Annotated in this window: 24 protein-coding genes and 5 tRNA genes; 22 read left to right on the top strand and 7 right to left on the bottom strand. The window is 72.4% G+C overall.

Annotated elements, in window-relative coordinates; all coding sequences use genetic code 11:
* The first annotated feature begins 153 nt into the window (after positions 1-153).
* Entirely contained in the window at positions 154-798 is a 645-nt protein-coding gene (locus Q8791_RS06455) for a type III secretion system chaperone family protein (RefSeq protein WP_330090652.1), read from the top strand.
* A gap of 102 nt (positions 799-900) precedes the next feature.
* Positions 901-1,062, top strand: coding sequence for a hypothetical protein (locus Q8791_RS06450; protein WP_330090651.1), 162 nt, complete (start codon positions 901-903; stop codon positions 1,060-1,062).
* Between the two features lie 127 nt (positions 1,063-1,189).
* Here Q8791_RS06450 and thrS read toward each other — a convergent pair whose 3' ends face one another.
* Positions 1,190-3,163, bottom strand: coding sequence for a threonine--tRNA ligase (gene thrS / locus Q8791_RS06445; RefSeq protein WP_330090650.1), 1,974 nt, complete (start codon positions 3,161-3,163; stop codon positions 1,190-1,192).
* Between the two features lie 581 nt (positions 3,164-3,744).
* On the opposite strand from thrS, the gene Q8791_RS06440 reads away from it, so the two are divergent.
* Complete coding sequence (locus Q8791_RS06440) at positions 3,745-4,047, top strand: PGPGW domain-containing protein (RefSeq protein ID WP_330090649.1); 303 nt, start codon at positions 3,745-3,747, stop codon at positions 4,045-4,047.
* Between the two features lie 110 nt (positions 4,048-4,157).
* On the opposite strand, the gene Q8791_RS06435 is transcribed toward Q8791_RS06440, so the two are convergent.
* A tRNA-Val gene (locus Q8791_RS06435) sits at positions 4,158-4,231 on the bottom strand.
* 475 nt (positions 4,232-4,706) lie between these two features.
* On the opposite strand from Q8791_RS06435, the gene Q8791_RS06430 reads away from it, so the two are divergent.
* Positions 4,707-5,129 (top strand): SsgA family sporulation/cell division regulator, encoded by a 423-nt coding sequence (locus tag Q8791_RS06430; RefSeq protein ID WP_267948762.1) that lies wholly within the window; start codon positions 4,707-4,709, stop codon positions 5,127-5,129.
* A gap of 96 nt (positions 5,130-5,225) precedes the next feature.
* Here the strand turns inward: Q8791_RS06430 and Q8791_RS06425 are convergent, their stop codons facing one another.
* On the bottom strand, positions 5,226-6,068 hold the full coding sequence (locus Q8791_RS06425) for an aminotransferase class IV (protein ID WP_330090648.1): 843 nt from the start codon (positions 6,066-6,068) through the stop codon (positions 5,226-5,228).
* Between the two features lie 383 nt (positions 6,069-6,451).
* Between Q8791_RS06425 and Q8791_RS06420 the strand changes: the two genes are divergently transcribed.
* From Q8791_RS06420 to Q8791_RS06395, 6 genes are all read left to right on the top strand, one after another.
* Positions 6,452-6,883, top strand: coding sequence for a roadblock/LC7 domain-containing protein (locus Q8791_RS06420; RefSeq protein ID WP_267948760.1), 432 nt, complete (start codon positions 6,452-6,454; stop codon positions 6,881-6,883).
* Positions 6,884-7,055: 172 nt separating this feature from the next.
* Positions 7,056-7,128: transfer RNA gene (locus Q8791_RS06415), tRNA-Gly, on the top strand.
* Between the two features lie 74 nt (positions 7,129-7,202).
* Positions 7,203-7,275 (top strand) — tRNA-Gly (locus Q8791_RS06410).
* Between the two features lie 49 nt (positions 7,276-7,324).
* Positions 7,325-7,396: transfer RNA gene (locus tag Q8791_RS06405), tRNA-Cys, on the top strand.
* 31 nt (positions 7,397-7,427) lie between these two features.
* Positions 7,428-7,504 (top strand) — tRNA-Val (locus Q8791_RS06400).
* 608 nt (positions 7,505-8,112) lie between these two features.
* On the top strand, positions 8,113-8,640 hold the full coding sequence (locus Q8791_RS06395; RefSeq protein ID WP_330090647.1) for a lytic polysaccharide monooxygenase auxiliary activity family 9 protein: 528 nt from the start codon (positions 8,113-8,115) through the stop codon (positions 8,638-8,640).
* Between the two features lie 300 nt (positions 8,641-8,940).
* Here Q8791_RS06395 and Q8791_RS06390 read toward each other — a convergent pair whose 3' ends face one another.
* Both Q8791_RS06390 and Q8791_RS06385 read right to left on the bottom strand, forming a co-directional pair.
* The gene (locus Q8791_RS06390) at positions 8,941-10,917 is read right to left on the bottom strand and encodes a heavy metal translocating P-type ATPase (RefSeq protein WP_330090646.1); all 1,977 of its coding nucleotides are present in this window, start codon (positions 10,915-10,917) and stop codon (positions 8,941-8,943) included.
* Positions 10,910-11,296: an ArsR/SmtB family transcription factor gene (locus tag Q8791_RS06385; RefSeq protein WP_330090645.1), complete on the bottom strand. Its 387-nt coding sequence runs from the start codon at positions 11,294-11,296 to the stop codon at positions 10,910-10,912. Before Q8791_RS06385 ends, Q8791_RS06390 begins: the two co-directional genes overlap by 8 nt.
* Positions 11,297-11,394: 98 nt before the next feature.
* Here Q8791_RS06385 and Q8791_RS06380 point away from each other — a divergent pair, with 98 nt between their 5' ends.
* Positions 11,395-11,613 (top strand): hypothetical protein, encoded by a 219-nt coding sequence (locus Q8791_RS06380; RefSeq protein ID WP_330090644.1) that lies wholly within the window; start codon positions 11,395-11,397, stop codon positions 11,611-11,613.
* Between the two features lie 89 nt (positions 11,614-11,702).
* Here Q8791_RS06380 and Q8791_RS06375 read toward each other — a convergent pair whose 3' ends face one another.
* Positions 11,703-12,056: a winged helix-turn-helix transcriptional regulator gene (locus tag Q8791_RS06375; RefSeq protein WP_330090643.1), complete on the bottom strand. Its 354-nt coding sequence runs from the start codon at positions 12,054-12,056 to the stop codon at positions 11,703-11,705.
* A 105-nt stretch (positions 12,057-12,161) separates the two neighbouring features.
* Here Q8791_RS06375 and Q8791_RS06370 point away from each other — a divergent pair, with 105 nt between their 5' ends.
* Positions 12,162-12,812: a DsbA family oxidoreductase gene (locus tag Q8791_RS06370; RefSeq protein WP_330090642.1), complete on the top strand. Its 651-nt coding sequence runs from the start codon at positions 12,162-12,164 to the stop codon at positions 12,810-12,812.
* Between the two features lie 481 nt (positions 12,813-13,293).
* Here Q8791_RS06370 and Q8791_RS06365 read toward each other — a convergent pair whose 3' ends face one another.
* On the bottom strand, positions 13,294-14,076 hold the full coding sequence (locus Q8791_RS06365) for an SDR family NAD(P)-dependent oxidoreductase (RefSeq protein ID WP_330090641.1): 783 nt from the start codon (positions 14,074-14,076) through the stop codon (positions 13,294-13,296).
* A gap of 86 nt (positions 14,077-14,162) precedes the next feature.
* On the opposite strand from Q8791_RS06365, the gene Q8791_RS06360 reads away from it, so the two are divergent.
* The 10 genes from Q8791_RS06360 to Q8791_RS06315 all read left to right on the top strand — a co-directional run bounded on the left by Q8791_RS06360 (position 14,163) and on the right by Q8791_RS06315 (position 21,910).
* Positions 14,163-15,014, top strand: coding sequence for a helix-turn-helix transcriptional regulator (locus Q8791_RS06360; RefSeq protein ID WP_330090640.1), 852 nt, complete (start codon positions 14,163-14,165; stop codon positions 15,012-15,014).
* Positions 15,015-15,212: 198 nt separating this feature from the next.
* On the top strand, positions 15,213-15,389 hold the full coding sequence (locus Q8791_RS06355; RefSeq protein WP_330090639.1) for an inositol monophosphatase family protein: 177 nt from the start codon (positions 15,213-15,215) through the stop codon (positions 15,387-15,389).
* 350 nt (positions 15,390-15,739) lie between these two features.
* Positions 15,740-16,486 carry a response regulator gene (locus Q8791_RS06350; protein WP_330090638.1) on the top strand — a complete coding sequence of 249 codons (747 nt, stop codon included), beginning with the start codon at positions 15,740-15,742 and terminating at the stop codon, positions 16,484-16,486.
* Between the two features lie 25 nt (positions 16,487-16,511).
* On the top strand, positions 16,512-16,922 hold the full coding sequence (locus tag Q8791_RS06345; RefSeq protein ID WP_330090637.1) for a twin-arginine translocase TatA/TatE family subunit: 411 nt from the start codon (positions 16,512-16,514) through the stop codon (positions 16,920-16,922).
* Between the two features lie 175 nt (positions 16,923-17,097).
* Positions 17,098-17,529, top strand: a complete 432-nt coding sequence (locus Q8791_RS06340) for a hypothetical protein (RefSeq protein WP_330090636.1) — start codon at positions 17,098-17,100, stop codon at positions 17,527-17,529.
* Between the two features lie 118 nt (positions 17,530-17,647).
* On the top strand, positions 17,648-18,325 hold the full coding sequence (locus tag Q8791_RS06335; protein ID WP_330090635.1) for a DsbA family protein: 678 nt from the start codon (positions 17,648-17,650) through the stop codon (positions 18,323-18,325).
* Positions 18,322-18,960, top strand: coding sequence for a vitamin K epoxide reductase family protein (locus Q8791_RS06330; protein WP_330090634.1), 639 nt, complete (start codon positions 18,322-18,324; stop codon positions 18,958-18,960). The genes Q8791_RS06335 and Q8791_RS06330 overlap by 4 nt, the downstream gene beginning before the upstream one ends.
* Before the next feature lie 236 nt (positions 18,961-19,196).
* The gene (locus tag Q8791_RS06325; protein ID WP_330090633.1) at positions 19,197-19,367 is read left to right on the top strand and encodes a hypothetical protein; all 171 of its coding nucleotides are present in this window, start codon (positions 19,197-19,199) and stop codon (positions 19,365-19,367) included.
* Between the two features lie 466 nt (positions 19,368-19,833).
* Positions 19,834-21,495, top strand: coding sequence for an ATP-binding cassette domain-containing protein (locus Q8791_RS06320; protein WP_330090632.1), 1,662 nt, complete (start codon positions 19,834-19,836; stop codon positions 21,493-21,495).
* A 52-nt stretch (positions 21,496-21,547) separates the two neighbouring features.
* Entirely contained in the window at positions 21,548-21,910 is a 363-nt protein-coding gene (locus tag Q8791_RS06315; protein ID WP_330090631.1) for a UBP-type zinc finger domain-containing protein, read from the top strand.
* Positions 21,911-22,014 lie beyond the last annotated feature (104 nt).

Here is a 22,014-nt window from a genome sequence, read left to right as displayed (position 1 = left end):
CAAGGGGTGACAAGTTTCGGCAATCAGCACAGAATGGAGCCCTACGGCCAGCACGGGTCCCCTGTTTCCGGACCCTGACGACCCGGCCCGCCCCGGCGGGTCCCGCCCCGGGTCCGCGGCCGCTCCACGTTCCCCGGCCGGAGGAGACACCGGATGGAAGTCGCCCTGCCCGCGATCGCACTGATCGTCGTCGTGGTGTCGGCCGGCGCGATCGCGGTCGCCGCGCACTTTCGCAAGGAACGCGTCGCGGAGCTCCGCAGCTGGGCCCGCGAGCACGGATGGAACTACGCCGAGCACCAGTCCGCCCCGCTGGGCGACGCGGTCCTGCCCCGCTGCACCAACGGCCCCCACCCGCGCGCCCAGCACGTCCTCTCCGGACGCCGCGGCCGGCACGCGGTCGTCGTCTTCGAGCACACCCACACCGCGAGGAACGGCGCCGCCAAGGTCCGGCAGGCTTACCGCATCGTGGCGGTCCGCACCCCCGGCCCCAACGCCGATCTGGAGATCCGCCGACGGGACCGCCCCTCACCGTCCGACGACGCCTTCGAGAGAACCTTCCACGCCGTCGGCGGCGACACCGGGTTCGCCCGGTCCGTCCTCGACCGCGCCATGACCGGGTGGCTGCTGTCGGATCCCCGGTCGCGTTCGCTGCCGGTACGCTTCAGCGGCGACTACGTCCTCACCTGGGCCGCCATGCGCCTGGACCCGAACCGGTCCCTCACGGCCGCCGACTACCTCATCGACGTGGTGGAGCGCATCCCCGCGGAGGCGTGGAAGCGGCACACCACGGGCCCCTGACGGGGGTCACGGCTCCCCGCACCCGAACCGGCCAGGCGGCCTCCCCCGCAGGAGACGGATAGGATCCGCTGTGCCCCGAAGCAACTAGGAGTAGCAACCCTCATGAGCGACCCCAACGCGACCGCGCGCATCAGCCGCGCCGACCTGTTCCGCGACGACGAGCAGGAGCAGAACGCCCCGGACCCCAACGCGACCGCGCGCATCAGCCGCGCGGACCTGTTCCGGGACGACGACGAGCCCACGGCACCGCGCGAGCAGCGCTGACCCCGGCCGCCGTGGCCGCGGCGACGACCAGGACGAAGGAGCGCCCACCCGGAGGACCGGGTGGGCGCCCTGTTGTGCGCGGCCCGTACCGCCGCCCGGGTGGCTCCCGGACGCGGCGGAACACGCCCTATCGGCGTTCGCGGACGGCGGCGACGATCTCGGCCACGGCCTCGTCGACCGGCACGCCGTTGTTCTGGGAGCCGTCGCGGAAGCGGAAGGACACCGCGTCCTTGCTGATGTCCTCGTCACCGGCCAGCAGCATGAAGGGCACCTTCTGCTTCTGGGCGTTGCGGATCTTCTTCTGCATGCGGTCGTCGCTGGCGTCGACCTCGACACGGATGCCCTCGGCGCGCAGCTTGGCCGCGACCTCCTGGAGGTAGGGCACGTGCTCGTCCGCGATGGGGATGCCGACCGCCTGCACCGGGGCCAGCCAGGCGGGGAAGGCGCCCGCGTAGTGCTCCAGCAGGACGGCGAAGAACCGCTCGATGGAACCGAACAGGGCACGGTGGATCATGACCGGCCGCTGGCGGGAGCCGTCGGCGGCGGTGTACTCCAGGTCGAAGCGCTCGGGCAGGTTGAAGTCCAGCTGGATGGTGGACATCTGCCAGGTGCGGCCGATGGCGTCCTTGGCCTGGACCGAGATCTTGGGGCCGTAGAAGGCGGCGCCGCCCGGGTCCATGACCAGTTCTAGGCCCTGCTTCTCGGCGGCCTCCCGCAGGGTGGCGGTGGCCTGGTCCCAGACCGCGTCGTCCCCGATGTACTTCTCCGGGTCCTTGGTGGACAGCTCCAGGTAGAAGTCGTCCAGGCCGTAGTCGCGGAGCAGCTCCAGCACGAAGGTCAGCAGCGAGTCGAGCTCGTCCGCCATCTGCTCCTCGGTGCAGTAGATGTGCGCGTCGTCCTGGGTGAAGCCGCGTGCGCGGGTGAGGCCGTGCACCACGCCCGACTTCTCGTACCGGTACACGGTGCCGAACTCGAACAGGCGCATCGGCAGCTCGCGGTAGGAGCGCCCCCTCGCGTCGAAGATCAGGTTGTGCATCGGGCAGTTCATCGGCTTCAGGTAGTAGTCCTGGCCGCCGTCGAGCTTCATGGGGGGGTACATGCCGTCCGCGTACCAGTCCAGGTGCCCCGACTTCTCGAAGAGGGTGCTCTTGGTGGCGTGCGGTGAGTACACGAACTCGTAGCCACTCTCCTCGTGCCGCTTGCGCGAGTAGTCCTCCATCACCCGGCGGATGATGCCGCCCCGCGGGTGGAAGACGGCGAGGCCCGAGCCGATCTCGTCCGGGATGGAGAACAGGTCGAGCTCGGCGCCGAGCTTGCGGTGGTCGCGCTTCTCGGCCTCCTCCAGGAAGGCCAGGTAGTCCTTGAGGGCTTCCTTGGTCTCCCAGGCGGTGCCGTAGACGCGCTGGAGCTGGGGGTTGGTCTCCTTGCCGCGCCAGTAGGCGGCGGCGGTGCGCATGAGCTTGAACGCGGGGACGACCCGGGTCGTGGGCAGGTGCGGCCCGCGGCACAGGTCCTTCCAGCACTGCTCGCCGGTGCGCGGGTGGACGTTGTCGTAGATGGTGAGCTCGCCGGCCCCCACCTCGACCCCGGCGCCCTCGGCCGCCTCGGTGGCGCCGCCCTTGAGGCCGATCAGCTCCAGCTTGTAGGGCTCGGTGGCCAGCTCGGCGCGGGCGCCCTCCTCGGAGACGACGCGGCGGTCGAAGCGCTGCCCCTGCTTGATGATCTGCTGCATCTTCTTCTCGATGCTCTTGAGATCGGCGGGGGTGAACGGCTCGGCGACGTCGAAGTCGTAGTAGAAGCCGTTCTCGACGGGCGGGCCGATGCCCAGCTTGGCCTCGGGGAAGAGCTCCTGGACCGCCTGGGCGAGGATGTGCGCGGTGGAGTGGCGCAGGATCGCGCGGCCCTCGTCGGAGTCGATGGCGATCGGCTCGACGACGTCGCCCTCACGGAGCTCCCGGGCCAGGTCGCGCGGCTCGCCGTTGACGAGCGCCGCGACGACGGTCCTGCCGTCGGCCTCCAGTGCCTGCCCCGCCGTAGTAGTGGCCGCCACCGCACGCGGGGTTCCGGCGAGGGTGATGTGCAGCTCAGACGCGGCGGACACGGTGACTCCTAAGGACGTGGACAGCGGTCTAACGCGTACCAGCCGCCCCGTGGGGCGGCCAGGCGTTTTGCTTCGATGCTATCGGCTCCGGGGTGGCTCCGCCCCGGTCGTCCACAGGTCCGGCAGCATGGGGCGGGGCCCCGCGCGGCGCCTCCGCGGGACCCGTGCCGGGACCCGGAGGGGCACCGGAGATCCCGCCCCGGTCCCGGTGATTCGGTCCCGGGATTCGGCTGCCACGTCCCACCCCTGCCGGGCCCATCCCCTCCAGGGGAAACGGTGACAGAAAGGACGACTCCCCTCTCGGGTATCCGTTCTGTCAGAGAACGTCACCTTTCCGGAAGCTGTCCACAGCCATACCAAAGACCATTGATCCGCGGATCGAGATCGGTGACAATCAGCAGACATCCGACCCCTCGCCACCGTCGACCCGAATGCACCCAGTCGCTTCGACCGAATACTGTGAGCGCATGTCACCGAGCCCACCGACCGGCCCACCGGCCCCGGAGACATCCCCCTCCCGCCGCCTCCACGCAAGGAGATGGCGGCGGCTTCGCGCGAGGCTGCGACTTTTTCGCAGACGCATGCACACCCACCCCGCGCTGCACCTGCCCTGGCGCGTCCTCGTGGGCACCGTCGGCACGCTGGTCGTCCTGGCCGGGTTCGCCATGATGGTGCTTCCGGGCCCGGGGCTGGCGTCGGTCATCCTCGGACTGGTCATCTTCAGCACCGAGTTCCGATGGGCCCAGCGGGTGGTCCGGCCCGCGCGCGTGCTGTTCATGCGCGCCGAGCAGTACGGGATGCGGCTCAAGGAGGACGTCTTCCGCCGCTTCCGGCAGCGCAGGGCCGAGCGGCGCGCGCTGACCGGCACCCCTCCGCACGAATAGGCGGCGGGACACGGCCCCGGCCCGGGGCCGCCTTGCCCCGCCCGTGACCGGACGCAGCGAAAAAAGGGAGGGCCGACCCCCCGTGAAGCGGGGTCGGCCCTCCCTCGATGTGGGCGATACTGGACTCGAACCAGTGACCTCGTCGGTGTGAACGACGCGCTCTAGCCAACTGAGCTAATCGCCCTGAACTGCTGCGCTGCCCGCCCTCTCGGCCGGACAAGAAAAACTTTAGCGCATGTTCGGGGGTGCTCGACGCACGCGGCCCGCCCGGCGAACCCCCTGTACTGTGACAGAGGTCACAACATACTACCGGCAGGTTCGTGGGAGTGTCTTCTGTCGGTGGTGATTCCCGCTGTGAGAAGGAGTTCCCGCCCCTGTGGGCCCGTCGAGTACCGCCGCGACATTACCTCCGCGTGACGCGGACCACCCGACATGGGGAAATCTTTGGTTTCTCCTGGTCATTACAGTGACGAAGGATCGTGGAGCCGCGTTGCGGCGAGCTGGGCCCGCTGGGCGGGCAGCGAGACCTCCGGTCCCATCCGACCAAGAAAGTCTCCGTACTCACGTCATGGTCCGCGGGAAGCCGCGTTGGAGCGAGTGAGACGGCAACCGACCCGCGCCGCAACGAGCAGGGCCGGACGAGAAAAGGTTTGGCGAACATGAACAGTAGCGACACCACTGCCACCGCCGAGCTGGGCCTGCGGCTCGTGGTTCCCGAACGCACCTCGGTTCCCCTGGTCGCCCGGCTGGACTACAGCTCGGACGACCCGTACGCGATCCGGGTCGCGTTCCACACCGGCGAGGACAACCCCGTCGAGTGGATCTTCGCCCGCGAACTCCTCACCGTCGGCATCGTGCGCCCCGTCGGCGAGGGCGACGTCCGCGTGTGGCCGTCCAAGGACGAGAGCGGCGAGCGCAGCGTGAGCATCGCGCTCTCCTCCCCCTTCGGGCAGGCGGAGTTCGACACCCAGGTCTCCCCGCTGGCGGAGTTCCTGCACAGGACCTACGAGATCGTCCCCGCGGGCCAGGAGGCCCAGTTCGTGGACCTCGACGAGGAGATCCAGCAGCACCTCCACTCCTGAGGCCCCTCACGGGACCCTGACGGCCTCCGTCGTGTCAGGCCCCGGGAGAGCCCCTCTCCGCACCGCTCCCGGCCGGTGACTCCCCGGGCTCCCCGGTCACGGGTCGAGGTCGGCGGCCGAGCGCTCGGCGAACACCGCCATGGCCTTGGCCGTCACGGGACCGGGCTCCGAGGAGACCTGCCGGCCGTCGATGTGCAGGATCGGCTGGACATCGCGGCCCGTCGAGGTCAGGAAGGCCTCGGAGATCTCCGGCAGGCGCTCCATCGGCACGTCGGCCTCCTCGCCCCCGAACCACTCCAGGACGAGCTCCCGGGTGATGCCCGCCAGCGGCCCGGCCGACAGCGGCGGAGTGACCAGCGCGCCGTCGAGCACCACGAAGACGTTGCTCCCGGTGCCCTCGCAGAGGTTCCCGCTCACGTTGCGGAAGACCGCCTCGCTCGCGCCCCTCTCCTTGGCGTGTGCCAGGGCCCGCACGTTGTCGGCGTACGAGGTGGTCTTGAGGCCGGCCAGGGCCCCGAACTCGTTGCGCGGCCACGGGGCCAGCGCCACGTCCGTGTGCGGGGGGATCCCCGGGAAGGGGCCCAGCGCCACGATGACGGTCTGCTCGCCCGGGGAACGGTCCGATCCCAGCGGGCCCGCGCCGTCGGTCACCGTGATGCGCACGCGGGCGTCGCCCAGCTCGGGGTTGGCGGCCACGGCCAGGGCGACGCCGTCGGCGACCAGCTCCAGGTCGGGCTCGGCCATCCCCAGACCCGCGGCGGAGCGGGCCAGCCTGCGCAGGTGGCGGGTGAGCGCGAACGGGCGGCCGTTCCGTGACCGGACGGTCTCGAAGACCCCGTCCCCCACGGTGATCCCGTGGTCGAGCGCGGGGATGCGCGCCTCGCTCTCGTCGACGACGGCGCCGCGGCCGTACCCGGCACCCGCGATCCACACCCTCATTCCAACCCCCAAGTTCTCAACTGCCCAGGTCGGGCCGGTGACTCCCCGATACTCCCACCTCGGCGGCCCTCCCGACCCGGGACCTCCCTACCCGCCGTGCGTCGGGATTGGCAAGGGCGGTGACCGGCACCGGCCTCCGGTCCGGTTTCCACCCCGTCCCGGGGCCTCCATCGGAACTGGTCACACGCTTCACACCGGAGCGCGGCCCACCCGACACACGCCGTGGCTGCCGGACAGATAAGTTACGAATGACTATCATCTGGGCAACGCTTATGCGGGACCGGTCGCAGCTGATCCGAGCTCTCCCCTTCCGGCCGATCCTGCCGCACCCCGGGTGCACGTGTCCCCGGCACACCCCGAACACTGACAGAGCAAAGAGAGACATGACCCCACCGAGCACCGCCCGCGGAGAACTCAGCTGGCTGCTGGACGACCTCCTCACGCGCGCCTCCGGAACACAGCACGCCATCGTTCTGTCCACCGACGGGCTCCTCATGGCCACCTCCAGCGGCCTCGACCGCCCGGCCGCCGAACACCTGTCGGCCATCGCCTCGGGGCTGCACAGCCTCGCGGGCGGTGCGAGCAAGCAGTTCTCCGCCGGCGACATCCGTCAGAGCATCATCGAGATGGACCGCGCCTTCCTCTTCGTCGCCGCGGCCGGAGAGGGAGCGTGCATGGCGCTGATGTCCGACTCCGACAGCGACGTGGGCCTGATCGCCTACGAGATGAACAAGGTCATCGAGCGCGTCGGCCAGTACCTCTCCGCACCCCCGCGACCCGACATGCCCTCGACGCCCGCGCACGTGGAGAACTGACTCCTGCCGCCGCGGCAGGTCGTCCGCCTGGCCTGCCACGGCAGGGCGCGGGCGCGGTCCCGCGTGCGCCCCGCCGAATCCGATTTCGCGCTTGGCCGGGAATCCGCTAGAGTTCTTAACGCAGCGAGGGGGACGAACGAGGGAGATCTCGGGGGTCCACAGCACTCGCCGCGCGGACGTGGCTCAGCTGGTAGAGCATCACCTTGCCAAGGTGAGGGTCGCGGGTTCGAATCCCGTCGTCCGCTCGCGAACGGTTCGGCTCCACCACCCACCGGGTGGTGGAGCGGTACCGGTGCCGGGTCGTCAGCCCGGCGCACACGCGGACGTGGCTCAGCTGGTAGAGCATCACCTTGCCAAGGTGAGGGTCGCGGGTTCGAATCCCGTCGTCCGCTCGGAGAGGCCCGCATGGGTGTCACTCGACGACCCCCCATGTCGTTTCCTGGCGGAGTGGCCGAGTGGTTGAGGCAAGGGACTGCAAATCCCTGCACACGGGTTCGATTCCCGTCTCCGCCTCGCAGTGCGCAGTACCTCATCCCCCCGATGAGGGCGATTAGCTCAGTTGGTTAGAGCGCTACCTCGACACGGTAGAGGTCACAGGTTCGAGTCCTGTATCGCCCACCAGCATCACCCAAGGCCAGAGCTTCGGCTCTGGCCTTCGGCGTTCCCGGGGCCCGCCGCGTAGGGAGACCGTCCTGCGCGCGGGCTTCCCCATGAGCCCGTTCACGCTGTGTCCACGACGGTGCTCCCCGGGCACCGGCGTCACAGGGGCCGCTCGCGTTCCCGAGCCGTGGGAACCGCCGCGCTCCCCTGGCCCTCGATCAGGCCGGACACCCACCGTGTCCGCGACCCCGGGGAAACGCGCGGGGACCGCTCGACCGCCGGCGGCGGACGGAACCGGATCCGTGCGCAGGGAACCGCCCCTTCGTTCCCGGGTAAGGAGAATGTAGCCTTCGGCGTGGTCCGGTGGACCCGGTGCGGGTGGTCCACTCCCACCGTGACCGGACCGGTGTCGTCGAGGACCGACTGCCGTACTGTTCACCGCGAGCGGGCCCGAGGCCGACCGACCGGGCCGGGCCCCCGCCGCCCCTCAGTGGTACCCCCACCCGGTACAGGGACGGCACGGCGCCGCGACCACCTCGGCTCTTGACCGAGGGTCACGAGCCACCTACCTTCGCCTCATCCCCCGACCCGGTCGTTCGGTCCCGGGTCATCGAGGAAAGGCTCCCCGTATGAAGCCCCGCTCGTCCCCCCGCCGACTCCGCGCAGTGACCGCCGTGGCGGCCGCCACCGCTCTCTTCTTCACCCTCATGCCCGCCGGTGTCGCGTCCGCGCACGGCTACGTCTCCACCCCCATGAGCCGCCAGGCCCAGTGCGCCGCGGGCATCGTCCAGTGCGGCGACATCCGCTGGGAGCCGCAGAGCGTCGAAGGCCCCAAGGGCCAGACGCGCTGCGACGGCGGAGTCGGACGGTTCTCCGAGCTCAACGACGACAGCCGCGGCTGGCGGGTCACCGACGTGGGACGCACCCAGACCTTCACCTGGACCCTCACGGTGTCGCACGCCACCAGCACCTGGGAGTACTTCATCGGGAACCAGAGGGTCGCCGTGTTCAACGACAACGGCGCCCGTCCCGGGGCGACGGTGAACCACACCGTCGACCTGTCTGGGTACAACGGGCGGCACAAGCTCCTGGCCCGCTGGAACATCGCCGACACGGGCAACGCCTTCTACGCCTGCACCGACATCAACATCCGCTGATCCGCAGCGGCCCACCGACCGACGGGCGCCCGACGCCGGCCGGTGGGCCTTCGCACGGCCCGAAGCCGCCCCGGCGGCCGGCGGTCGGCGGCCCGTGCCCGGCGAGGGGACTCCCCCGGGCCCCGTCCGCGCGGAGGCGGTGCACACCTGCGACGCCATCCGGACGCTCTCCCGCAACGCCCCGGGGTCGGGCCATCGCCCGCGTCGGGCGCTCGTTCGCGACGCCGCACCCTGCCCACCGACGCCGACAGGGCACGGTCCCTGAACATGCCCACCACCGACCGGTGAACAGACCAGGGGTTACCCCCGGATCCTGTGTTCCTCGACCTCCGGCGCGGGCGCGGCCGGCGTACCGGGGAGGTCCGTGCCCAGTTCGCGGGTGCGTCCGGCGCGGATGCCGTTGGCGATGACCACGACCTCGGCCACCTCGTGTACCAGCACGACCGCAGCGAGCCCGAGCACCCCGAACAGCGCCAGGGGCATCAGGCCGATGATGATGGCCAGCGACAGGCCCACGCTCTGCCACATGATCGCCCGGGAGCGGCGGGCATGGCCCAGTGCCCGGGGCAGGTGGCGCAGGTCCTCGCCCATCAGAGCGACGTCGGCGGTCTCGATGGCCACGTCGGTGCCCATCGCCCCCATCGCGATACCCAGGTCGGCGGTGGCCAGGGCGGGTGCGTCGTTGACCCCGTCTCCCACCATCGCCACGGGGCCGTGTTCGCGGAGCCGGCCGACGAGGCGGGACTTGTCCTCGGGGCGCAGGTCGGCGTGCACGTCGTGCGGATCGATGCCCGCCTGGGCGGCCAGGGCGGCGGCGGTGGCGGGGTTGTCGCCGGTGAGCATCACGACCCGGTAGCCGGAGCCGCGCAGGGAGGAGACGACCTCTCCCGCTTCGGGGCGCAGTTCGTCGCGCACCGCGACCGCGCCGATCACGGTGCCGGCCTCCTCGACCAGGACGGCGGTGGCCCCGGCGTGCTGCATCCGCGCCACGTCCGGGGCCAGGGGGCCGGCGTCGATCCAGCCCGGGCGGCCCAGCCGCACGGGGTGGCCGTGCAGCGTGCCGGTCAGACCGGATCCGGGGAGCGCCTCGACCTGTTCGGCCCGCTCCGGGTGGGGTGAGGCGGCCAGGATCGCGGCCGCGAGGGGGTGTTCGCTGCGCTCCTCCAGCGCGGCGGCCACCGCCAGCACCTGCCCGGGGGTGTGGCCTGGGGCGGGGGCGGTCTCGATGACGGTCGGGCGGTTGCGGGTCAGGGTGCCGGTCTTGTCCAACGCCACGGTGCGGACGCGGCCCATGGCCTCCAGGGCGGCTCCGCCCTTGACCAGGGTGCCGTGCTTGGAGGCGGCGCCGATCGCGGCTACCACGGTCACGGGCACGGAGATGGCCAGCGCGCACGGCGAGGCGGCCACCAGCACGACCAGGGCGCGTTCGATCCACGTCAGCGGGTCGCCGAACAGCGACCCCAGGGCGGCGATGAGGGCGGCGGCGACCATCACCCCGGGCACGAGCGGTGTGGCGACCTTGTCGGCCAGGCGCTGTCCGGCTCCCTTGCGCGCCTGTTCGGCCTCCACGATGGCCACGATGCGGGCCAGGGAGTTGTCGGCCGCGGTGGCGGTGACGGTGACCTCCACCGCGCCGGTGCCGTTGATGGACCCGGCGAACACCTCCTCACCGGGGCCGGCCTCGACGGGGACGGACTCGCCGGTGATGGCGGAGGTGTCCAGGCCGGTGTGCCCGGAGGCGATGACCCCGTCCGTGGCCAGGCGCTCGCCCGGGCGCACCACCAGCGTGTCGCCCACCACCAGCTCGGCCGGGCCGACGGTGTGCTCAACACCGTCACGGAGCACCCGGGCCCGGTCGGGGACCAGGTCCAGGAGGGCGCGCAGGCCGCGCCGGGTGCGGGCCACGGAGTACTCCTCCAGCCCTTCGGCGATGGTGTAGAGCACCGCGAGCATCGCGGCCTCGCCCACCTCGCCCAGCATCACCGCGCCGATGGCGGCGATGGTCATCAGCGTGCCCACTCCGATCCTGCCCCGGGCCAGGCGGCGCACGGTGGAGGGGACGAACGTCCATCCCGCGACGGCCAGGGCGGCGGCCTTGAGCGCCAGGCCCGCCGGGTCGGGGGCTCCCGCCCAGCCCGCGCCGTACCCGGCCAGCAGGAGCACCGCGGCCAGGGCGGCGAAGCGGAGCTCGCTCACCTGCCACAGCGTCTGGGGCTCGTGCTCTTCGGTTTCTTCTCCTGTGCGGGGCTCATCCGACCCGCAGCACGCGTCACTCACCGCACGCCTCCGTCGTGGCGGGCCGGCTGTCGGTTCCGTAGTTGGGGCACAGCGCGACCGCGCTGCCGGTCGCGGCCAGCAGGACCTCGGCCGACGCGAGCAGGTCCAGGAGTTCGGGGCGGGCCAGGGAGTAGAACACCTGCCGACCCTCGGGGCGCCCGTCGACCAGGTGGCAGTCGCGCAGGCACGCCACGTGCTTGGAGACCGTGGACTGGGCCAGCCCGAGTTGGGCCACCAGGTCGGCCACCCGTGCCTCGCCCTGGGCCAGGCGGCGCACGATGGCCAGCCGGGTGCCGTCGGAGAGGCTGTGGAAAAGGGCCTCGGCGGCGCCCACGCCCGCGGTTGTGGCCTGGCATCCATCCGTGCTATTCATCGTCATACAGCGATCATATCCAATTTTGGCGATAATGAAAGGTGTGGGCATGGGCGTCGCCACCCGCACCTGAGCCCTGACCGCCCCACCTGAACGGAGACCCCGTGGCACCGGCCGCACTCGTCCTCTACCTGCTCGGCATCGTCCTGGCCTTTGGTGTGCGCACCCTGGCCGCATGGCGGCGCACCGGCGACACCGGGTTCCGCCGCCCGGACACCACCGCCCTCACCGCACCGGGTGCGCATCCGGCCCCCCGGTGGCCGTCCCGGACGGTGAAGGCCGACAGGGCCCGCGCCTCGGACCGACTCACCACCGATCGGTGAGCAGCGGGAGGGCTATCGCTGAATCCCGCAGTGGTCCGCCTCGCCCGCAGGAACGTCGATGACCGGTCGAGCGACGGCGAACGGCGGCTTCACCTCTCCTCGTCGTGGCGCTCGCGCGCGGCAACGATGTCTCCGATCCGATGCGTGATCCACTCGACCAAGCCGCCCAGGGTCGTCGCCAGTTCCCGCCCCAGGGGGGTGAGCGAGTAGGTCACCTGCGGCGGCACCGTCGCCTCGACCTCGCGAGCGATCAGCCCGTCCCGCACGAACACCCGCAGATTCTGGGACAGCATCTTCTCGCTGATGCCACCGATCCTGTCCCGCAGCACGTAGAAGCGCATAGGCCCCTCCTGCAAGGAGGCCAGGATCAGCACTCCCCAGCGGCTGCTCACATGGTTCAGCACCGTGCGGGCCGGGCAGTCCGCCGTGAATGCGTCACTCATCGCGACGACTTTGTCATCCTTCACCTCAGAACCAACGTCCATACCTGTAGCTTACCCAAAGGTATGTCCTTACAAAAAGTAAGCCTCCCCTCTACGGTAGTGCCCATGAGCGAGATCACCGTGGACATCTGGACCGACGTCGTCTGCCCCTGGTGCTACATCGGCAAGCGCCGCTTCGAGTCCGCCCTGCAGCGGTTCGAGTACCGCGACTCCGTCGCGGTCACCTGGCGGAGCTTCGAATTGGACCCCGACGGGCCCCGGGACGGCAAACTGACCATTCCCCAATGCATGCAGCGCGATCTCGGCATGTCGGCCGAGCAGGCTGCCGCGGGCATGGCGATGGTCACCCGGCTCGCCGCCGAGGTGGGGCTGGAGTACCGGCTGGAGAACGCCGTACCGGTCAACACCTTCGACGTACACCGCCTCATCCACTTCGGCGAGTACCGGTCGCTGGGAGAGCCGGTACGAGAGCGGCTGCTGCGGGGATACACCGCCGAAGGGGCCTACCTGGGCGACCGGCGAACGCTCGCCCGGCTCGGCTCCGAGGCCGGGCTCGACACCGCGGAGGTGGAGGCACTGCTGGACGGCGACCGGTTCGGCGACGCCGTACGCGCCGACGAACAGCGCGCTGCCCGGCTCGGAGTCACCGGCGTGCCCAGCTTCTCCTTCAACGGAGGGCGAGCCGTCTCCGGAGCGCTCTCCGTCGCCGACATCCTCGGACGGCTGCGGCACGCCGTGCTGCCGGCCGGGGCCTGACAGGAACTCCACACCGTCCTCTTCGCCCCTGCGGTGCACCGGCATGCGCATGACCTGCCAACAGACGACGTCCCCGACCGGGTCCGGTCGGGGACGTGGTGTTCAGATCAGTGCACGATGGCGCCGGCGGGGTCGCCCCACTGCGGGCCGGGGGCACGGTGCGGTCCCTGCCGCCCAACCGGCCCATGACCGCACCCGCACGCTGCCCTCGCGCGCCGACAGGACCGTCCGGCTCCGGTTACTCCACAAGGCCGGTCACGACGCGGGCCCCGCCCCCTGACCGTCGGCGCGGGGCCTCTCGGCGAGGGTGTATCGCGCGGGGTCGTCGTGGTCTCGGCGTGACCTTCGATGGTGGGAAGCGCTGCATCCCGGAGCGGTCCTCCTCGATCCCCTGCCCTGCCCCTCGCCGTGGCTTCGGGAGAACCTGGCCCACCGCGAAGGTACGGCGCGATGCCGCCACGGCGTGCCCAGGCTCTCCCTCTCAGGCGCCCGCGCCGCCGTCCACCGGCACGATCGCGCCGGTCACCATCGACGCACGGTCGCTGAGGAGCCATGCGGCCACCTCGGCGACCTCGCGGGGCTCGGCCATCCGGCCGAGCGGGATCGATGCCTGCACCCGCTCGATGATGCCGGGGCTCGCCGCCTCCCACATGTCGATCATCTCCGTGGCGGTGCCGCCGGGGGCGATGCCGTTGACCCGGATGCCGTCACCGGCCCAGCTCACCGCCGCGGTTTCGGTGATGCTGTTGAGCGCGCGCTTCATGGCGCCGTACGCGGGGAGGGCCGGGTTCGCGCGGCGACTGCCGATGCTCGACGTGTTGACGATCGCCCCACCGCCGTTCCTCCTCATGAGTGCGGTCTCGGCTGTCATGGCGGTCCAGTGCGAGCGGAAGTTCACCGCGAACTGCTCGTCGATCTCCTCGTCGCTCGTGGTGTCGAGGGGGCCGGGCTGCTGGACCGCCGCGCCGTTGTTGAAGGCGCCGTCGAGCCGTCCGTGCAGTTCCTCCACGCGGGCGACCGCCGCGTGGATGCTCGCACGGTCGGCGAGGTCCAGGGGGACCGCGTCGGCGACACCTCCGTCGGCGCGGAGTTCGGTGACGATGCGGTCGAGGGCGTCCGAGCTGCGGGCGGCGAGCACGACGGCAGCACCTTCGGAGGCGAAGAGCCGGGCCGCGGCGGCGCCGATGCCGCGGCTGGCGCCGGTGATGAACACGACCTTGCCGGAGAGCAGGCCGATGGGCGCGATGTCGATGTTGTTCGTCATGGCGACAGTGTCGGGCCGGCCTCGAAGCCGGATACAGGCACAGGCGGTACCAGGATCCGCCGCCGCGCATCGTGCAGACTCGGGGTATGAACAGGCAGGAGCTCGGGATGTTTCTCCGCAGCCGTCGCGAGCGGCTCCGGCCGCAGGACGTCGGTCTCCCGTCCGGACCGCGACGTCGGACACCGGGGCTGCGCCGCGAGGAGGCCGCGGTCCTCGCGCACATATCCACGGAGTACTACGTCCGGCTCGAGCAGGGGAGGGCGCCGCGGCCGTCGGGCGAGGTCCTCGCCGGGATCGCCGGCGCGCTGCGGCTCACCGACGCCGAGTCCGACCACCTGCACGTCCTGGCGGGTACCGCACCGACCCGTACCCGGCTGCACCGGCGCGACGTTCGGCCCAGCATTCTCGCGCTCCTCGAACGGCTGCCGCAGACGGCCGTTTTGGTCATGTCCGCCGCGTTCGAGGTGCTCGCGTGGAACGACCTCGCGGCCGCTCTCATGGAGGACTTCGGCGGACTCGCGCCCCAGGGCCGCAATCTCGCCCGTCGGGCCTTCCTCGAGCCGGAGCGGCCCGACACGGCGCGGTACGGAATCTCCGACGCCGCGGAGTTCCGGCACCAGGTCGTCATGGAGCTCCGTGCCGTCCTCGCCCGCTATCCGACGGATCCCGCGGTGACCGGCCTCGTCGACGAGCTCCGCGACGCCAGCCCCGACTTCGCCCGGCTCTGGGAGCGGCACGACGTGCAGGCCGCGCCGATGCTCACCAAGACCTTCCGCCACCCGGTCGTCGGGCAGATCACCGTCGACTGCGATGTGCTCACGCTCGCGGACCGCGACCAGCGCCTCGTGCTCTACAGCGCGCCGCCAGGATCGCCTGATGCCGAGGCTCTGGCTCTTCTGCATGTCCTCGGGGCCCAGGCCAGTGATTACCTGCTCTAGCGTCGTGGCCCTGACCGCGCCGAGGCCCGTGTGGTGAAGGGGCGTGACAGGGCCGAGCGCTCAGCACCTCCTCGGCTGCGCCCGAGACCCTTTCCAGGGCGGCGGGCCACTCTGGGCCCCGGCCTGCTGCCCGGCGTTCGGGAGAACCGCCCCCACACCCCGTCCCGCCCTGCGCCCGGAGGACCACGTGCAGGGCCGGTGTCCGGCTCGGGCGCCGGGCCCTGGGACATCGCCGCCCTCGTGCCGATCGTCCGGGAGGCGGGCGGTTCCTTCAGCGACCTCACCGGTCAGGACCGGTTCGACACGGGGTCCGCGCTGTTCTGCAACGGGCGGATCCACGAGGAGGCCCTGGACGCCGTCCGCGCCGCCCTCTGACCGCGGCGGTCGGAGCCGGGGCCCGCGGTCGCGGCCCCTCGGCCCGGCCGCGCCGCGGGCGGGGCGTCAGGAAAGCGTCAGGGTCCGCCCCGCGCCCCGCATGGATTCCGTTAGGATCCGCCCCCGCCCGCCCGGGACCCCCTTCGATGGTGGTGGGAGCCGGGCGCGCCGACCACGCGCGGCGCCGGCGCCCGCCCTCCTCCCGGATCCCGGAGGAGACCGGCCCACGGCTCACGGGCTCCCCACCGCCTCCGGCGACGCCACCGGACACCGGTGGCGTCCGCGCGGACGCCACCGCACGCGAGATCGGCCCCGCCCCGACGGCGGGGCGCGGGAACGGAACAGGGAAGATGGACCCGATACCGGGAGTTCTGGTGGTCGACGACGACCTCACCGTCCGGAGGACGCTCGGCATGAACCTCCACGCGCGGGGTTACGCCCCCCTCTACGCGGCCACCGGGGAGCAGGCGCTCGCCCTGGCCGCCAGGCGCCTCCCGGACGCGGTCCTCCTGGACCTCGGACTGCCCTCTCTGGACGGTCTGAGCGTCCTGCGGAGCCTGCGCGGGTGGAGCGACGGCCCCATCCTGGTGGTGTCGGGCGACGCCGACCCGGGGACCAAGGTGGAGGCGCTGGACGCGGGCGCGGACGACTACGTCACCAAACCCTTCTCCATGGGCGAGCTCTTCGCCCGCCTGCGCTCGGTCATGCGGCGGCGGGAGGCGTCGGCCCGGCTCTCGCCCCCGGTCGTCACCGCGGACTTCACGATCGACTTCCGGGCGGAGCGCGTCACCAGGCAGGGGCGCCACGTGCCCCTGACACCCCGGCAGTGGCACATCGTGGAGGTGCTGGCCTGCGAACCCGGCACGCTGGTCGGACACGACCGGCTCCTGCGTGAGGTGTGGGGACCCGGGTACGGTACCGAGCACCACTACCTGCGCGTGTTCATGTCGCACATCAGGAGGCGACTGGAACCGGACCCCCGCCGTCCCCGCTACTTCGTCACCGAGACGGGTGCGGGCTTCCGCTTCCTACCGGGCGATCCGCCCGGACAGGACCCAGCGGTGAGCCCGGTGGGCCACCGGCCCCCGGGCACGTGATCCCCACGAGGAAAGGAACGACGACATGGGTATCGGCGCACGCGAGATCATGATCCTGCTGGTGATCGCCCTCCTGCTGTTCGGCGCGAGCAGGCTTCCCACACTGGCGCGGTCGCTGGGGCGCAGCGCGCGCATCCTCAAGGCCGAGGCCAAGGGGCTCAGCGACGAGAGCGACAACCCCGACGAGGAGGGCGCCGCGCCGCCCGCCCAGCAGGCCGGGCAGCAGGCCGGGCACGACCGGCCGCAGGGGCAGCAGCCCGGGTACGACGCTCCGCCGCCCGCGCAGTCCGCGGGCTACGCCCGGCCCCAGGGACCGGCGCACGGCTACGGACACCACCAGGCGCGTCCGGTCCCCCGGGCCTCCCTGGAGGGTCCGGCGGCACGCTCGGACGACCGCGAGGAGCTTCCGCGGGAGAGGCCCGCCACCGACCGGTGACGTGTGGCCGGACCCCGGTCCCGGCCCGCCCGTCCCCGCGCGGGGACGGGCGGGCCGCCGTCGGTCCGGAGGGACGCGGCCCGTGGGGTCGGGACACCGGGGCGGCCGGACCGCGGTACACCGCTGACCGGTGGCCGGCGAACGCTCCCGCGGGGGCGCCGTTACAGTTCGTTCCATGACGGGACACCTCCACGCGCGGAGTCAGCGCACCTTCGTGGTGCTGCTGGTCTCACTCGTGGTGATGTGCTTCCTGTGCGCCCTGTGCCACGGCACCCCGTTCGGCTCCCGGACGGCACCGGTGTCGACGGTGACGGCCCCGGTGGTGTCCGCCCAGGACTGCCCGGACGGCGACGAGGGGATCGGCGGCGCGGACGCGGCGGACGGCACGGTGACCGCCGGCGGCCCGGCCCCGGACCACACCTGCGATCCTGCCGACGGCCAGGGGCTGCCGACCGCCCAGCCGCTGCTGCCCGCGCTCGGGGCCGCCCTCACGCCGCCGGCGCTCCTCGCGCCCCGTGCCGGTCCCCGTCCGCGCCCCGCGCGCCCCGCCCCGTCGGCCCCGCACGGCCACGGGCTCCTCACCCTGCTCTGCGTCCGAAGGGTCTAGTCACGACCGCACCCGCGCCCCCGCGCGCGGGTGATCCGCCACGCCCCGCCGCGGTGTGGCCCCTCCGTCGTGACCGACCCGGGCGCGTCCGCGCGTCCCCTCCCTTCGGGACACCCACATGAGCAGAAACCTCTGGATCACCGTCTCCCTCCTCTGCGTGATCGCCCTGGCGGGCGCCTCGCTGCTGTTCCTCTCCGGCCGGGGCGACGCGCCGCCCGGGCAGGGCGGCGCCGCCTCCGGGACGCCCGCCCCCGCCCCCGCCGAGCTGCTGGTACGGGAGGACAGCCACCACCTCACCCGGTCCGAGGGCGCCGAGGTGACGGTGGTGGAGTTCCTCGACTTCGAGTGCGAGGCCTGCCGGGCGCAGTTCCCGGTCATGGAGCGCGTCCGCGAGGACTACGAGGGCCGGATCAACCTGGTCGTCCGGTACTTCCCGCTCCCCGGACACGCCAACTCCCGGCCCGCGGCCGCAGCCGTGGAGGCCGCCGCCCAGCAGGGGGCCTTCGAGGAGATGTACGTGCGGATGTACGAGACCCAGGCCGCGTGGGGCGAGTCGCAGGAGTCCCAGATCAGGGTGTTCCTCGGTTTCGCGGAGGAGTTGGACCTGGACATGGCCGAGTTCACCCGCACCATGGCCGCCCCCGAGACCGCCGAGCGCGTGCAGGCCGACTTCGACGACGGGGTCGCGCTGGGCGTGCAGGGCACCCCGACCATCTACGTCAACGGGCGGCAGACCGAGAGCATGCCCGGCTACGAGGCGCTGTCCGCGCTGATCGACGCGGAGCTGGGCGAATGACCGCCGTGACGCCCTCCCCCGGCGCCGCCCGCCCCGGAGCCGACACCCCGGTCGTCAGCCGCGCCCTGCCGTGGCTGCTCGCCGTCGGCGGCACCCTGGGCCTGGTCGCCGCCACCGCGCTGCTGGTCGAGAGGATGCGCGTGCTGGCCGACCCCGGGCACGTGCCCTCGTGCAGCATCAACCCGGTGCTGTCCTGCGGAACCGTCATGGGGACCGCGCAGGCCTCCGCCTTCGGGATCCCCAACCCGGTCCTCGGCGTCGCCGGCTTCGCCGTGGTCGCGACCGTCGGCGCGGCGCTGCTGGCGGGCGCGGGGTTCCGCCGCTGGTTCTGGCTGGGGCTCCAGACGGGCACGTTCCTCGGAGCGGTGTTCGTGCACTGGCTGATCTTCCAGAGCCTCTACCGGATCGGGGCCCTGTGCCCCTACTGCATGGTGGTGTGGGCGGTGACGATCCCGCTCTTCTGGTACGTCACCCTGCACAACCTGCGCTCCGGGCACCTGCCGGCGCCTCCCGGGAGCCGTCGGGTGCTCGCCGTCCTGGCACGCAACCACACCGTGGTCCTCACCCTGTGGGGCACGGCCGTCCTCGCCGCCGTCGGGCAGGCGTTCTGGACGTACTGGTCCACACTGCTCTGAGCGGTGGGTGTCCGCGGGCCGGGGAGGGGCGCCGCCCCGGCCGGTCCCTCTCCGGCCCCTCCGCCGCGCCCCGGCCGCAGGCGCCGGGGCGCGGCGGTGCGCGGGAGATCGTCGCGAGGAGCGCAGGTCCGGACGGGCGGCGCGCGGTCCGCGTGGAGGCGGGCCGCGATTACCCGCCCGGTCGTCGGGTAGACGTGTAGCACCCTGGAACACACCTACTCCCCCCGGAGGCTCCCGTGTTCGCCACCATCGCCGCGGTCCTGTTCGGGCTGGCCCTGCTCCTGGAACTCCTCGGAGAGAACATCCAGGACCTGGTCACCCCGAGGACCCTCACCCTCGGCGGCCTGCTGTTCCTGGCCCTGCACGTGGCCGGCTACGGCACCGGTTGGGGGCGCCGCCGCCGGTGACCCCGGACGGGACCCGGACGCGCCGTCCGCCGAGCGGTCCCACCGGTCCGTGATCCCGACGGCCCGGCCCGGTCCCGGCGGGCGCGAGGGCCCCGCTCGGCGCGCCCCGGATCGAGGACGCCGACCGCCCGCGACCGGCGGACCGGGTCCGACCCGGGCTTTCGACACCCGGGAAAAGCGGTTTACTTTCCGGCCGGCCATCCCCTACAGTGGCGCACGTCCTGTTGTCGACGATAGAGGTGGACGTTGCGCATCTGAGGTCCGCGATCATCACGCGGTACGGCTGAGCCGTACACCGGTCACCCCACGACTGGCTTCCACGCCGTCCGTGACCGCGCGTGCATGCGACCTCGGCGCCAGCAGTCCCCGGCCTCTCGGGGACCTCGTCCGTCTCCCTCGACCCGGCCGCCGCGTGGTGTTCGCCCATCAAGCCACCCGTCAAGCGCTTGCGACCGCGAGGACCACCATGCCAAGTACGCCCACCGCCGGCGTCTCCCTGACCTGCTCCGCCCTGTCCTTCCAGTGGGCGGACGGCACGCCCGTGTTCGACGGGCTCTCCCTCACCATCGGCCAGGGCCGGACCGGGCTCGTCGGCGCCAACGGCACCGGCAAGTCCACCCTGCTGCGGCTGCTGGCCGGGCGGCTGCGCCCTGCCTCCGGCACGGTGACCGCGGGCGGAAGCCTGGCCTACCTCCCGCAGAACATCACCCTGGACACGTCCGTGCGGGTCGACCAGGCCCTGGGCATCGCGGAACGTCGCGCCGCCCTGCGCGCCATCGAGGCCGGTGACGTGGACGAGGCGCACTTCGACGCGGTCGGAGACGACTGGGACGTCGAGGAGCGAACCCTGGCCACACTGGGGTCGCTCGGCCTCGGCCACGTCGAACTGGACCGCACCGTGGGGCAGATGTCCGGCGGGGAGACCGTCCTGCTGCGCCTGGCAGCCCTGCTCCTGGAGCGGCCCGACGTCCTCCTCCTGGACGAGCCCACCAACAACCTCGACCTGTTCGCCCGCCGGCGGCTCTACGAGGCCGTCGACACCTGGCGTTCCGGGGTGCTGGTCGTGGTGAGCCACGACCGCGACCTGCTGGAGCGCGTGGACCGCGTCGCCGAGCTGCGGTCGGGATCGGTCACCTGGTACGGCGGCAACCTGTCCGCCTACGAGGAGGCCCTGGCCGCCCAGCAGGAGGCGGCCGAGCGGACCCTGCGGGCCGCCGACGCGGACGTGCGCAGGCAGAAGCGCGAGCTGGAGGAGACCCGGACCAAACTGGCCCGCCGCCAGCGGAACGGCAAACGGCTGGACGCACAGGGCGGCATCCCCAAGATCATCGCCGGAGGGCTCAAGCGGTCCGCGCAGGAGTCCGCGGGCAAGCTGCGCGGCGTGCACGAGGAGCGCCTCGACGAGGCGCGCGAGCGGCGCGAGGAGGCGGCGAACGCGATCCGCGACGACGCGGAGATCAGGGTGAGCCTCCCGCACACCGCCGTCCCCTCGGGCCGCACCGTGCTGCGGGCACAGGACCTGTCACTGCCGTTCGGGAGGCTGCGCGGGGGCGGCCTCGAACTGCGCGGACCCGAGCGCGTCGCGTTGATCGGGCGCAACGGGGCGGGGAAGACCACGCTGCTGCGCACGCTCACCGGGCAGCTCGCGCCGTCGTCCGGCGGGGCCGAGGTGTTCGTGCCGATGCGGTTCCTGCCGCAGCGGCTGGACCTGCTCGACGACGGGCTGAGCGTGATGGAGAACGTGTCGCGCATGGCGCCGGGGGTCACCGACCAGCACATCCGGTCCCAGCTCGCGCGGTTCCTGTTCAAGGGGAAGCGCGCAGAGCAGCCCGCGGGCACCCTCTCGGGCGGGGAGCGCTTCCGCGCCGCCCTCGCCGCGACGATGCTCGCCGCGCCGGCCCCGCAGCTGCTCCTGCTGGACGAGCCGACCAACAACCTCGACATGGCCAGCGTGCGGCAGCTGTCGGGCGCGCTCGACTCCTACGAGGGCGCGCTGGTGATCGCCAGCCACAACCTGTCCTTCCTGGAGTCGGTCGGCATCACCCGGTGGCTGCTCCTGGACGAGGAGCTGCGGGAGACCACCGCCGACGGGGTGCGCGAGGTGCTGGAGGCGGAGGAGTCGGGGTGACGGGCCCGCGGGTCGCGTTCCGATCCGGGGGCCGGTGAGTAGCGTGGTTTCCATGAGCAACGGAGAGAACGCTGTTCCCGAGATAGACCCGTCCGTCCCGCCGAGCGGGACCGGCTGCCGGGAGTGCCAGGAGGGCGGCGGATGGTGGGTGCACCTGCGCCGGTGCGCCGCCTGCGGGCACGTCGGCTGCTGTGACTCGTCGCCCGGGCAGCACGCCACGCGTCACCACGAGGGCACGGGCCACCCGATCATCCAGAGCTTCGAGCCGGGCGAGGACTGGTTCTTCGACTTCCGGGGCCAGCAGATGGCGATCGGCCCGGAACTCGCGCCGCCGAGCAGCCACCCGGTGGACCAGCCGGTCCCCGGGCCCGAGGGCCGCGTTCCGCCCGACTGGACGCAGCGCGTCAACCCCTGAGAACGGGGGCGTCCGATGCCCGCCCCGGCCGCACGGGGGCGGGCCGGGCGGGCCGCCGCCCGCGCCAATGACGCCCCCAGGTGGCGGCCCGGACCGGCCGTGTG

This window comes from Nocardiopsis codii, from assembly GCF_036327455.1.
In the GTDB taxonomy this organism is placed as follows: Bacteria; Actinomycetota; Actinomycetes; order Streptosporangiales; family Streptosporangiaceae; genus Nocardiopsis; species Nocardiopsis codii.
This window is presented reverse-complemented; position numbering and strand designations above follow the sequence as displayed.